Genomic DNA, 11,954 nt, shown 5'->3' with positions numbered 1-11,954 from the left:
TCAAGCTCCCCCCATTTCTCCGGATTCATAAAGCATGCAGGCCAGGGCAACCATACCCGCCGTCTCGCAGCGCAGGATCCTCCGTCCCAAGCCGATGCTGACCGCGCCGGATTCCTCCGCCGCCCGGCACTCCTCTTCGCTGAAGCCGCCTTCCGGCCCCACGATCAGAAGCACCTGCAGGTCTTCAGCAGCGCCGGTCTTCTCTATCCAAGGCTTCACTGCATCCCGCAGCTGAAGACCGTGTTCTTTCTCATAGCAGAAATATACCGCATCATACGCCGAAAACGAAGCCAGCAGGTTTTTCCAAGTGATCGGATAACCGACCTCGGGCACCCGGTTGCGGTGGCTCTGTTCGGCTGCCTCTTTGGCAATTTTGCTCCAGCGGCCGATGCGCTTCTCTTCTTTCTTGGCATCATACTGCACGATAGTCCGCCCCGACAAAAAAGGAACAAAAGCCGCCGCGCCGATCTCGGTGCATTTCTGGATCACCGTCTCCATCTTGTCTCCCTTAGGGAGGCTCTGGGCAATACTGACCTTAACCCGCGGCTCCTGGGTCATGGCCAGCGTCTCGACGACGGCGGTAGTGACAGCCCCTTGATCGATCGACCGGATTTCCACCAGCGCTTCCCGCTCGCGGCCGTCGCTGACGATAAAGGTGTCCCCTTCTTTACCGCGCATCACCTTGGCGATATGCCGCGCGTCCTCACCGGTAATCTCGACGGTATCGCCTTTAAACTGCTCCTGTGACACAAAATATCTCTGCATCTTTATCAACATCCTATTTCCAAAATCACAAACTTCATCATACAACTTTTAGGTTCGCATGACCAGACCCTATTCAACAAGCGAATACGGCCTCGATCGTACGCGTTCCCGCTCCGATTATATCGACACGCCGAACAATTTCAGGAAGGAGAACACGAACTGGTAGTTGATGCTATTGGCCCACATATATAGAGGACTGATCGTATACATCTGCAGCACCGGAATGAACAGAATCAGCAGGAAAATAAAGATGGACCACTGCTCAAACTGCTGCAGCTTAACCCGTACCCGCGGCGGAACGATATCTTCGACGATGCGGTATCCGTCCAGCGGTGGAAGCGGGATAAGGTTGAATAAGAACAGGAAAAAGTTCATGAAACAGAAATAGCGCAAAAACGTCGTGATCGCGAACAGCAGCCTTTCGTTCGTGATCCCATCCAGTACGCCCGTGGCGATCAGGATGGCATAAACGAGCGCCCCGATGATGCCCAGAACGAAGTTGCTCAGCGGGCCCGCCGCCGATACTACCACGCCCATGAGGCGGGGATTTTTGAAGTTGTCGCGGTTGACCGGGACCGGTCTGGCCCAGCCAAACCCTGCGATCACCAGCAGCAGAACGCCGAGAAAATCGAAATGAACCGCCGGATTCAGCGTCACCCTGCCCAGCAGTTTGGCTGTAGGATCTCCAAATTTATAGGCAAAATACGCATGCGAAAACTCATGCACCGTAAAAGCGATCACCAGCACGATCAGGACGAACGGAAGCTCTTCCAGCGGAAACCTGAGAATATTGTTCAGAAAATCCATCACGACCTCTTTCTCGCGACAAAGGCTATCCAGTCCTCGTCACGGCAAACGTCCTCGATCTCAAAACCGGAATCCATCAGCGCCTGCTGAACGACGTCTTCCTTATTTTTGTAAATACCCGAAGCGATGTAGACGCCTCCCGGCTCGAGTGCGCGATATACGTCGTCGATAAAGAGCAGAATGATTTCGGCCAAAATGTTGGCGACGATCACTTTGACGGGCAGGGTAACGCCCAGATCTTCGCGCTGATCACCGCTTAACAGAGACAGCAGATCGCTTTCCTTGACCGTAATCTGATGGTCCAGCATACCGTTCAAATGGCTGTTTTCCTTGGCGCTCGACACCGCCACCGGATCCAGATCCAGCGCCAGTACATGCTTCGCACCGAGCAGAACGGCACCAATAGCCAAAATGCCGGAGCCCGTTCCGACGTCGATGACTTCTTCCCCGCCCTGAATGACCTTCTCCAGTGTGCGCAGGCAGAGCGCCGTTGTCGGATGGGTTCCTGTGCCAAACGCCATTCCGGGATCGAGCTCGATGATCTTCTCCGCCTCGCTCGCCGGCGTGTAGTCCTCCCAGGTCGGCTTGATCGTCAGCCGCTCCGATACCTTCAGCGGTTTGAAGTAAGCTTTCCAGGCGGTAGCCCAATCGTCCTCATTCACCGTCTTGATCTCATAGCGCAGCTCTCCCGCGTCGATGCCGTACTTATGCAGCTGCCCGATCCGTTCCTTGACCTCAACAATGATGTGCTCCACAGGGGACTCTTCGGAAAAATAACCTTTGATCTCCGCCTGTCCCTCCGGAATATCGTTGAGAGGCATCTCGTACCATTGCCCGAACGACGTATCCCGTTTCTTGTTCAGGGTTCCAGACTCTTCGATGGATACGCCGCCGGCGCCGGCCTCATGCAAAAAATTCGAAATCATCTCCACGGCTTCTTCCGTGGTATGTATTGTAAATTCATGCCATAACATAATTCGTTAAATTCCTCCTCGACCTATGCATAAGTACCATTGTACTATACATCGGCGGCCGAGTACAAAATTTAGGGCTCCCTGCAAATAAAAAAACCGCAGGTACGCATCGCGCTTCCCCACGGTTTCGTGCATTCTTAATCTTCATCCGTCCAGCCGGTATCCATTTTCCGGAGCTGACGCTCGTCAGCCTCCTCGCTGCGGCGGAGCGCTTCAACATCTTCCGCATCGGCCAGAGCGCCCGAGAACTCGACGTCCTCGTTCTTCATCGACATCAATTCCTTGATTTTTTCCGTCTTGGTCATGATTTTGCCTTTTTTATCGCGGCTAGCCATCAAAGCTCCCATCCTTTCCTTGAACGGTCTATTCAGCTTTAGAACATGTTACGGTCTCTCTTTTGCGCCTAGACGAAGCCGCCGGCTTCCTCGACGATTCTCCTTGCCTTTTCGAACGATTCTTCCTCGACCACAACGCTCAGAATGATATCCCGGCCGGTCGGTCCTCCCTGTCCGCCGTCGCTCATCCCGCTCGCGGACGGATCGGCTGCGGCCAAGATGGAGACGTCCTTATCGCTGTATGTTGTGCCGAATGTCACTGACGTTAGGCTGGGCATACCGCCCGTAAAAGGGCCTGTGCTGTACAGCGAGGCTCCCGGAAACCGGCTGAAGCGGTCGATGGACAGGTCGACCACCCGCAGAGCCCGCAGCTTTTTGGCTACGCCCTCGGCTTCTTCCGGACTTTTAAAATAGGCCAGAATGCTCTTTTCAGACACTTGCATCACCTGCTTTTTATGTGGATTAAGCGTTTACGGCTTCTCACGTGCGGTTTTAGGCTTTGCATACGCAGTCCCTTTTATGCGCAGGAAACACCGTGGGCCGGGAATTGGAAACGTCAAATAAGGCGGTTCTGATTTCTGAAGCATTTACAGTTTGCATGGTATCTATAGTTTGCATGCAAAAAAAAAAGCCCGGCCGCCACGGCCGGACTTTCTAAATACAGTCCATCTTCCTGAAGGTTATCGGAAGACGTTTTACCTATATACTGCAATTGCGCGGTTACTCCCCGCGGAACGCTTTTTTCATGCGGTCGAAGAAAGACTGCTCCTGCTCATGCGTCTGCTCGCCGTCCAGGGAGGCAAACTGGCGCAGCAGGTCCTTCTGCTCGTCGCTGAGCTTGCTTGGCGTAACGATGACAACCTTCACGTGCTGGTCGCCCTGTCCGATGCCGCGCAGACGCGGGACGCCTTTGCCTTTAAGCCGGAAGAACGTGCCTGTCTGCGTTCCGGACGGAATTTTCAGCTTGACCTTCTCGGTCAGCGTCGGGATCTCGATCTCATCGCCAAGCGCCGCCTGAGCAAAGGTAAGCGGAACCTCGCAGTAAATATCGTCGCCTTCCCGCTCGAAGAAGTCGTGCGGCTTCACGCGGATGACGATGTACAAGTCGCCTGACGGACCGCCGCGAAGACCGCCTTCCCCTTCGCCGGTCATGCGCAGCTGGGCGCCGTCGTCCACGCCCGCAGGAATGCGCACGTGAATTTTGCGCTGCTTCTTCACCTTGCCGCTGCCGTGGCAGGTTGCACATTTGTCCTTGATGATTTGACCCGTACCGTTACAGTTGGAGCAGGTACGGCGGTTGACCATCCGTCCGAACGGCGTGTTCTGGACGACTTCCTGCTGCCCGCTGCCGTGGCAGACGGAACAGGTTTGCGGTTTCGTTCCCGGTTTGGCTCCCGAGCCGTGGCAAGTATCACAGTTCTCGGTTCTAGGAATGGTAATATCCGATTCCTTGCCGAATACCGCTTCCTTGAACTCGATCGTCATCGTATACTGCAGGTCGTTCCCCCGCTGCGGCGCGTTCGGGTCGCGGCGTCCTCCGCCCCCGAAGAACATGTCGAAGATATCGCCGATGCCGCCAAAGTCCGCACCGGAGAATCCTCCGCCCATGCCCTGGTTCGGATCGATATGGCCGTACTGGTCGTAGGTCGCACGTTTCTGGCCGTCGCTGAGCACATCATAGGCTTCCTTGACTTCTTTGAACTTGGCCTCGGCGTCATCCGCCTTGTTCACGTCCGGGTGATACTGCCTGGCCAGCTTCCGGTAAGCTTTCTTGATATCATCATCCGAAGCGTCCTTGCCGACGCCCAGGACTTCATAATAGTCACGCTTTTCAGCCACTCTTCCACCCCCAATATTTCAGTCATGCTCCGGTTCATGGACAAAAGGAAAGCCAAAGCAGCGGGATGCCCCGGCTTTGACTTCCCTATTCCTGAACATAACTTTCTATAGGTTAACCTTGATTTTTGTCCTCGTCAACAACCTCGTAGTCCGCGTCAACGACATTGTCCTTCTTCGCGGAGCCTGCTGCGCCGTCGGCATTGCCTTCGCCGCCTTGAGCCTGCTGCGCTTGAGCGGCCTGCTCATACAGCTTCACGGACAGCTGCTGCACGATTTCGGTCAGCTCTTCGGTCGCGGATTTGATCTGCTCCAGGTCGTCGGAATCGATGGCCGCTTTGACCTTGTCTTTCGCCGCATTAGCCTTTTCGACTTCGGAAGCGTCCACCTTGTCGCCAAGGTCCTTAATCGTTTTTTCCGTGGAGTACACGAGCTGGTCGGCGTTGTTCTTCGCTTCGATCAGTTCTTTACGCTGACGGTCTTCCTCGGCATGTGCCTCGGCGTCCTTCATCATGCGTTCCACTTCATCGTCGCTGAGACCGCTCGAGGACGTAATCGTGATCTTCTGCGTTTTGTTCGTTCCTTTATCGGTAGCCGATACGTTTACGATACCGTTGGCGTCGATGTCGAATGTAACTTCGATTTGCGGCACGCCGCGGGGTGCAGGCGGAATGTCGCCCAGGATAAAGCGTCCGAGCGTTTTGTTGCCCGCCGCCATTTGGCGTTCGCCCTGCAGGACGTGGATTTCAACGCTTGGCTGGTTATCCGCATACGTCGAGAAAATTTGCGACTTGCTGGTTGGGATCGTCGTGTTGCGCTCGATCATTTTCGTAAATACGCCGCCTGCGGTTTCAATACCGAGGGAGAGCGGAGTTACGTCGAGAAGCACGACGTCCTTGACGTCGCCTGTCAGCACGCCGGCTTGCACCGCGGCACCGAGGGCAACCACTTCGTCCGGGTTAACACCTTTATGAGGCTCTTTGCCTGTCAGACGCTTGATCGCTTCCTGTACGGCCGGAATCCGCGTGGAACCGCCGACCAGGACGATCTTGTCGATATCGCTGGAGCTCATCCCCGCATCGCTGAGCGCTTGACGGGTTGGTCCAAGAGTGCGCTCTACGAGATCGGCAGACAGCTCTTCAAATTTGGCGCGGGTCAGGTTAACCTCCAAGTGCTGAGGCACGCCGTCTACAACCGTGATGAACGGCAGGGAAATCGTCGTCGTCAGAACGCCGGACAGTTCCTTTTTCGCTTTTTCCGCAGCGTCTTTCAAACGTTGAACCGCCGCTTTGTCCTTACTCAGGTCAATGCCTTGATCCTTCTTAAATTCGCTCACGAGGTAATCGATGATCACTTGGTCGAAGTCGTCGCCGCCGAGGCGGTTGTCCCCGCTCGTCGCTTTAACTTCGAAGAAGCCGTCGCCCAGCTCCAGGATCGAAACGTCGAACGTACCGCCGCCAAGGTCATATACGAGGATCGTTTGATCTTCCGCTTTTTCCAGACCGTAAGCGAGCGCCGCAGCCGTCGGCTCGTTGACGATCCGCAGCACTTCGAGACCGGCGATTTTACCGGCGTCTTTGGTCGCTTGGCGCTGGCTGTCATTAAAGTATGCCGGAACCGTAATAACCGCTTGGGTTACCGGTTGGCCCAAATATGCCTCGGCATCGGACTTCAGCTTTTGCAGAATCATAGCGGAAATTTCTTGAGGCGTGTATTCTTTGCTGTCAATTGTTTCTTTATGGTTTGTACCCATGTGGCGTTTGATCGAGATGATCGTACGGTCCGGGTTAGTGATCGCCTGGCGCTTTGCCGTTTCGCCGACGATGCGCTCGCCGTCTTTCTTGAAGCCGACAACCGAAGGAGTTGTACGCGCGCCTTCCGGATTCGGGATAACGACAGCCTCGCCGCCTTCCATGACGGCTACGCAGGAGTTTGTCGTACCAAGGTCAATACCGATAACTTTACTCATGTATGGTTTCCTCCTTTGGGATATAAGAAATGGTAGATCAATACTTATATGTTAAACAGCAGTGATTTACATGCTGACTTTAACCATGGCTGGACGAAGCACTTTATCTTTCAGCATATAGCCTTTTTGCACTTCCTCAACGACGATGCCTTCCTCGTATTCATCGCTCTCCACCTGCATGATGGCTTGATGATATTCCGGATTAAACGGCTCGCCGACAGTAACCATGGCCTGCAGCCCTTCTGCTTGAAGAACGCCTTCCAATTGGCGGAAAATCATGCTTACGCCTTTCGTAAAGGACTCCATTTCGATGCCTTCGCCGGCAGCGGCGAGAGCCCGTTCGAAGTTGTCGACAACAGGCAGCAGCTCGGTCACCAGCTTAGAGGATGCGTACTTGGCCAGATCCTCTTTTTCTTTCTGGGTCCGTTTGCGGAAATTATCGAAGTCGGCCTGCGTGCGGATGGCACGCTGCTGATAATCGTCAGCCAGCCCCTGCAGACGCTCCACTTCGCTCTTCAGAGCAGCCGGGTCCAATGCTTCATTCTCCGCAGCCGCCCCTTCGGAAGCATCCTCCGGAGCCGTCTCGCCAGTTTGGCTTGCCTCCGCCTCGGCTGTATGTTCATTCACTTCTTCATTCGCTTGTTGGTTCAATTCGTTTTCATTCTCTTGAAATGGTTGGTTTTCTTTCAAGATGTCTTCACCTCCTTGGTAAACTGATCATGCTTTGTTCATCAGCCCATGCGGTCCCGAAGAACTCAATCTTCGTCCTGACCGCCATAGCCTCTCATTTTGATGACATTATGAATGCGGAGCACGGCGGCCGCCACTTCACCCGCTGCCTCCAGCCCGTGAATCTTGACCAGGGCCGGATCGACGATCCCCCGCTCCTCATAGCGAATGACGAGCCCGGTATCGCAGTCGATGCCCATGGAATCGGAGTCCTCCGCAAGCTGGGCGGCACGCGCTTCCTCCATCTTCTCCAGCGGGTTGTAGCCGGCGTTCAACAAAATTTGCGCCATGGGCTTGCGCAGCGCAGCCGCCACGGCGGCAATGCCGAAGGCTTCCATGCCCTTCACCGCCTCCCGCTGATGCTCCAGCTCGTAGGAGACGGCGAGCTCGGCCGTACCTCCGCCGGGAAGCACCCCGCCGGAGACGGCGGCTTGTACAGCCGAGGCAGCATCCGCGGCAATTCGGGCGGATTCCCCGACGACTTCCGCGGTGCTCGCCCCGACGATCAGCGTGACAAACGGCTCGCGCTCCTGCCCCCCGCTGCTGACCCGCACGCGTTCCAGCCTTTCGTCATAAGCCACATAGGGGGAATTCCCCAGAAGCTTGGCAAGCGAATCGCGCTCCTTATGTAAGGCGGTGCGTCGCATGGGCACCGCCCCCGTCATCTCGCTGACGCGCAGCAGATCGCTGCGGCTCACGCGCGGCACCACCATGATGCCGTGGTCCATGCAGAACTGCTCGGCATCGGGATGGATTCCCCGTTCCAGCAGAACAAGCCCCACCCCGAGTTCGGCCAGAACATGTAGCTCGCTGCTGAAGCGGTCGCGCAGTTCCATGTACCGGGCGAAGCCGGCTTCCGTCGTCAGAACCTCTTCATCCAGCGTCTCCGGCTCGAGCGCGTCATGCAGGACGAGAATCCGCGTGCCCTTCAGCACGGGTTTATCATGCGAATGAAGCGGCTTCTGCTTCAGCAGAACACCTTCATATACTTCATTATCGCCTTTCTCGTGGGCGGTAACCGCATCGGCTAGCAAATAGCCGGGTTCCCTCAGCTTCCGGGTCCCCACCTTCGAAGCGGCTTCCATGACAAGGCGGACGATATCTTCGCGCTCGCGTCCGGCGACATAGGCCGCCTTGGCAAGCAGCGGATCGTCCAGCCCTTCAATAACCCGGGTCCGGCGCCGCAGCGCTTCCACCGCCAGGCGAATGCCCTGCTGCATGCCGGCGACCACTTTGGAAGCGGGGACGCCTCTGACGATTTGCGCGACGCCTTCCTGCACCAGCGCACCCGCGAGCACCGTTGCCGTCGTCGTTCCGTCGCCGACCTGCTTTTGCTGGCTGCGGGCTACCTGGATCAGCAGTCTGGCGGCGGGATGCGTTACGTCCATCTTGTCGAGGATCGTCACGCCGTCATTGGTAATAATGACTTCCCCGCGGGAGCCGACCAGCATGACGTCCAGCCCTTTGGGGCCGAGCGTCCCTTCCACCGCAGAGGTGATGGCTCGGACCGCATTGCTGTTGTTAAGCAGGGCCGCGTAGCGTTCTTCACCTTCGCGAACCGGCTGCTGGCCTTGACTCATCCGTCCTCTCCCCCTTATTTATACCAGTGTGACAGCATGGCCGTCAGATCCTTGGACAATATGTTCAAAATGCTCATCACCCTGGCGTATTCCATACGGGTCGGGCCCAAAATGCCAATGGTTCCGAGCGCTTCCCCTTCAAGCGAGTATGTCGCCGTGATCAGGCTGCAGTTGGCAAACGCCTCATGATCGTTCTCCGTGCCGATCCGCACCTGAATCCCGCCTCCATCCTGGGGAGCCATCATCTTCGTAAGCGTCGGCGTCTCTTCGAGCAGGTCCAGGATCGTCTTCACTTTATCGACGTCCTTGAACTCCGGCTGGGTCAGCATGTTGGTCGTTCCGCTCAAAAACAGGCGTTGATGGTCGGCCTCACCGTCCAGGAATATGTTGTCCAGCACCTTCATGATTTCTTCATAGTTGGAAATATGGCGCTCCATCTCCTGCCCGAGTTCCGTATATAATCTTGTCTTCAGCTTATATATAGGTACATTCATCAGCTTGCTGTTCAGCAGGTTGACAACTTTCTCGATCTCGGAGACCGGCACGTCCGGCGGAAGCTGAACCGTCTTGTTCTCCACCTGACCTGTGCTCGTCACGATAATCGCGACGGCGGTTTCCTCGTTAAGCGGAAGCAGCTGAAAATGCCGCAGTGAAGTATGAAAAACTTCCGGTCCAAGCAGGATGGAAGTGTAATTCGTCATATGGGATAGTATCATGGCTGCATGCTGGATCACCTGCTCCATCGCGCTGAGCTTCTCGGCGAAAAACTTGCGCAGCAAGCGGATTTCCCCCGGTGGCGCCGAATAGGCCGGATCCAGATGATCGACATAATACCGGTAACCTTTATGAGATGGAATGCGGCCGGCCGAAGTATGGGGCTGTTCCAAAAAGCCCAGCTCTTCCAGATCAGCCATTTCGTTACGGATCGTCGCCGGACTGTAGCCGACATCGCCTCGTTTCGAAATGCTGCGGGAGCCTACGGGTTCAGCGGAACGAATATAGTCGTCCACAATGGCATTCAGTATCATTCTCTGACGTTCGGTAAGCATACCATTCCCCCCTTGGTGACCTTCATTTCGAGCATCGTTAGCACTCTAAAGAGATGAGTGCTAAGCGTTAATACAAAAATACCAAACTGACCTGAGCATTGTCAAGTCAGTTCAGCATCTTAAGAACAGCTATTTCATCGCATGCATGCTGCTTGGCACAGTTCACGCAATCGGTCCAAACCTTCTCGGGAAAAATCTCTTTTTCCACTACGGAAAATCCGTTTTTCAGAAAAAACGATACTTCGTACGTCAGGGCCATAATTTTGGGAATGCCTTGTCTTCTCGCCTCTTCCGTGAGCTTGCTCACCAGCTTGGAGCCAATTCCCATGCCTTTATGCCCTTCCGCAATTCCCAGGGAGCGGATCTCCACCAGGTCTGCGCCCAACTGGCAGAGCGAGCCGCAGCCGATCACTTTCCCGTCCGCCTCGGCCACGACAAACTGGTCCAGCTGCTTCTCAAGCACTTTGCGAGAGCGCGGCAGCATGATCCCCTTCTGTGCATAACCATCGATCATTTCGAAAAGCGGTTCTACGTCTTCTGGCACCGCTTTACGGCAAATAACTACCGCCGGCATCGCCATTCCCCCTCACACGTGCTGTCAACGATATGAATAAATATACAACAACACGCATAGAAGTTCAAGCGGTTATTTTGCCGTCAGCGAGCCTATAAATTCGCCGAAAACGTCGTTGCCGAACAAGATTCCCCGTTCGCTGAGGCGGTATCCGTCGCCCGTCTCCTCGAGCAGCCCCGCATTCAGCATTTTATGCAGCGGTTTGGCAAACATGTCTTCCATCGAAACGCCGAATTGCTCTTCGAAATGCGTCCGGGACACTCCCTTCAAGACGCGCAGGCCGACCATGAGGAAATCCTCCATCGCCTCTTCCCGCGGCACCTCGAAGCTTTCCATTCTCGGCAATCCTTCTTTGGTCGCTTCCGTATATGGATTAACCCCTTTGATATTCATATGCCGCATGCCGCCGACATAACCGTGAGCACCCGCGCCGAGACCGTAATAATCTTCATTCAGCCAGTAGGCCATGTTGTGGCGGCTGTGGAATCCGGGCTTCGCAAAGTTGCTGATCTCGTACTGCTCGTAGCCCGCTTCCTTCATTTTCTCCATCAGCAGCAAATACATCTTCAGCTCGTCGTCTTCATTGGGCAAAGGCAATTGATTTTTCTGGTACATCGTATGAAAAAGGGTATTCTCCTCCACCTTCAAGCTGTAGATCGAATAGTGCGGCAGGTTCAGCGCAAGCGCCTTGCTCACGCTCTCTGCCAGCATGTCCACCGTCTGGTTGGGCAGACCGAACATCAGGTCGATCGACATGTTGTCAAAGCCGGCTTTGCGTGCATTCTCCAGGCTCTGGTACACATCATCCGTATCATGGATACGCCCGATACCGCTCAGCAGCTCGTTCTGGAACGCCTGCACGCCAAAGCTTACGCGGTTAACGCCGCCGGCTCTCATCACGGCCAGCTTCTCGGGGTCGGTTGTTCCCGGGTTCGCCTCCATCGAAAATTCAATATCTTCCGACCAGTCCGGGAAATACGTCTTGACCGACTTCAGAAAATACTCCATTTCGTCCGGCTTCAGCACGGTCGGGGTTCCCCCGCCGACGAAGATACTCGTTATTTTACCGGGCGGAACCTCTTTGACGGTTCGTTCCATTTCCCGCTCCAGCCCCTGCAAATATTCCATCACCGGCTGGTTCTTCAGCACATAGGAATTGAAATCGCAGTAAAAGCATTTGTTCGTGCAAAAGGGAATGTGCAGATAAACCGCTTGGGGTTTACGGTTCCCCTGATACTTAACTCTTGGCGTCCCTTGCGGATTCAACATCGCCATCGCAAATTCCCTCCTTATATTTAGAAAGGGAAAGCCGCAGCGGCTCTCCCGTGGAATGGTC

At 55.2% G+C, this 11,954-nt stretch carries 12 protein-coding genes; all 12 read right to left on the bottom strand.

Going from position 1 to position 11,954, the window contains the following annotated elements:
- On the bottom strand, positions 1-765 hold the full coding sequence (locus FHS19_RS09490) for a 16S rRNA (uracil(1498)-N(3))-methyltransferase (RefSeq protein WP_183581673.1): 765 nt from the start codon (positions 763-765) through the stop codon (positions 1-3).
- A 117-nt stretch (positions 766-882) separates the two neighbouring features.
- Positions 883-1,572 (bottom strand): site-2 protease family protein, encoded by a 690-nt coding sequence (locus tag FHS19_RS09485; protein WP_183581672.1) that lies wholly within the window; start codon positions 1,570-1,572, stop codon positions 883-885.
- Entirely contained in the window at positions 1,572-2,546 is a 975-nt protein-coding gene (gene prmA / locus FHS19_RS09480) for a 50S ribosomal protein L11 methyltransferase (RefSeq protein WP_183581671.1), read from the bottom strand. Before prmA ends, FHS19_RS09485 begins: the two co-directional genes overlap by 1 nt.
- A gap of 137 nt (positions 2,547-2,683) precedes the next feature.
- Positions 2,684-2,881 carry a YfhD family protein gene (locus tag FHS19_RS09475; RefSeq protein WP_183581670.1) on the bottom strand — a complete coding sequence of 66 codons (198 nt, stop codon included), beginning with the start codon at positions 2,879-2,881 and terminating at the stop codon, positions 2,684-2,686.
- Between the two features lie 68 nt (positions 2,882-2,949).
- The gene (locus FHS19_RS09470) at positions 2,950-3,318 is read right to left on the bottom strand and encodes a hypothetical protein (protein WP_183581669.1); all 369 of its coding nucleotides are present in this window, start codon (positions 3,316-3,318) and stop codon (positions 2,950-2,952) included.
- A 283-nt stretch (positions 3,319-3,601) separates the two neighbouring features.
- Positions 3,602-4,720, bottom strand: a complete 1,119-nt coding sequence (gene dnaJ, locus FHS19_RS09465) for a molecular chaperone DnaJ (protein ID WP_183581668.1) — start codon at positions 4,718-4,720, stop codon at positions 3,602-3,604.
- Between the two features lie 112 nt (positions 4,721-4,832).
- Positions 4,833-6,686 (bottom strand): molecular chaperone DnaK, encoded by a 1,854-nt coding sequence (gene dnaK, locus FHS19_RS09460; RefSeq protein ID WP_183581667.1) that lies wholly within the window; start codon positions 6,684-6,686, stop codon positions 4,833-4,835.
- A 66-nt stretch (positions 6,687-6,752) separates the two neighbouring features.
- A complete protein-coding gene (grpE, locus tag FHS19_RS09455) occupies positions 6,753-7,376 on the bottom strand; it encodes a nucleotide exchange factor GrpE (protein ID WP_183581666.1) in 624 nt (207 codons plus the stop codon).
- A gap of 65 nt (positions 7,377-7,441) precedes the next feature.
- Positions 7,442-8,995 (bottom strand): TCP-1/cpn60 chaperonin family protein, encoded by a 1,554-nt coding sequence (locus FHS19_RS09450; protein WP_183581665.1) that lies wholly within the window; start codon positions 8,993-8,995, stop codon positions 7,442-7,444.
- A 14-nt stretch (positions 8,996-9,009) separates the two neighbouring features.
- A complete protein-coding gene (gene hrcA / locus FHS19_RS09445) occupies positions 9,010-10,044 on the bottom strand; it encodes a heat-inducible transcriptional repressor HrcA (RefSeq protein WP_183581664.1) in 1,035 nt (344 codons plus the stop codon).
- Between the two features lie 106 nt (positions 10,045-10,150).
- Positions 10,151-10,618: an N-acetyltransferase gene (locus FHS19_RS09440; protein WP_089548229.1), complete on the bottom strand. Its 468-nt coding sequence runs from the start codon at positions 10,616-10,618 to the stop codon at positions 10,151-10,153.
- Positions 10,619-10,690: 72 nt separating this feature from the next.
- Positions 10,691-11,887: a radical SAM family heme chaperone HemW gene (gene hemW, locus FHS19_RS09435; RefSeq protein ID WP_183582868.1), complete on the bottom strand. Its 1,197-nt coding sequence runs from the start codon at positions 11,885-11,887 to the stop codon at positions 10,691-10,693.
- Positions 11,888-11,954: the final 67 nt, after the last annotated feature.

The sequence above is a fragment of the Paenibacillus rhizosphaerae genome (assembly GCF_014192015.1).
Lineage (GTDB): Bacteria > Bacillota > Bacilli > Paenibacillales > Paenibacillaceae > Paenibacillus_AQ > Paenibacillus_AQ rhizosphaerae.
The sequence above is the reverse complement of the archived record's forward strand: the minus strand, read 5'-3'. Positions and strand labels throughout refer to the sequence as shown.

What these genes read in the sequence shown, in the direction of transcription:
- FHS19_RS09490 (WP_183581673.1), bottom strand. Translation starts at nt 765, where the DNA reads ATGCAGAGATATTTTGTGTCACAGGAGCAGTTTAAAGGCGATACCGTC.
- FHS19_RS09485 (WP_183581672.1), bottom strand. Translation starts at nt 1,572, where the DNA reads ATGGATTTTCTGAACAATATTCTCAGGTTTCCGCTGGAAGAGCTTCCG.
- prmA (WP_183581671.1), bottom strand. Translation starts at nt 2,546, where the DNA reads ATGTTATGGCATGAATTTACAATACATACCACGGAAGAAGCCGTGGAG.
- FHS19_RS09475 (WP_183581670.1), bottom strand. Translation starts at nt 2,881, where the DNA reads ATGGCTAGCCGCGATAAAAAAGGCAAAATCATGACCAAGACGGAAAAA.
- dnaK (WP_183581667.1), bottom strand. Translation starts at nt 6,686, where the DNA reads ATGAGTAAAGTTATCGGTATTGACCTTGGTACGACAAACTCCTGCGTA.
- FHS19_RS09450 (WP_183581665.1), bottom strand. Translation starts at nt 8,995, where the DNA reads ATGAGTCAAGGCCAGCAGCCGGTTCGCGAAGGTGAAGAACGCTACGCG.
- hrcA (WP_183581664.1), bottom strand. Translation starts at nt 10,044, where the DNA reads ATGCTTACCGAACGTCAGAGAATGATACTGAATGCCATTGTGGACGAC.
- FHS19_RS09440 (WP_089548229.1), bottom strand. Translation starts at nt 10,618, where the DNA reads ATGCCGGCGGTAGTTATTTGCCGTAAAGCGGTGCCAGAAGACGTAGAA.
- hemW (WP_183582868.1), bottom strand. Translation starts at nt 11,887, where the DNA reads ATGTTGAATCCGCAAGGGACGCCAAGAGTTAAGTATCAGGGGAACCGT.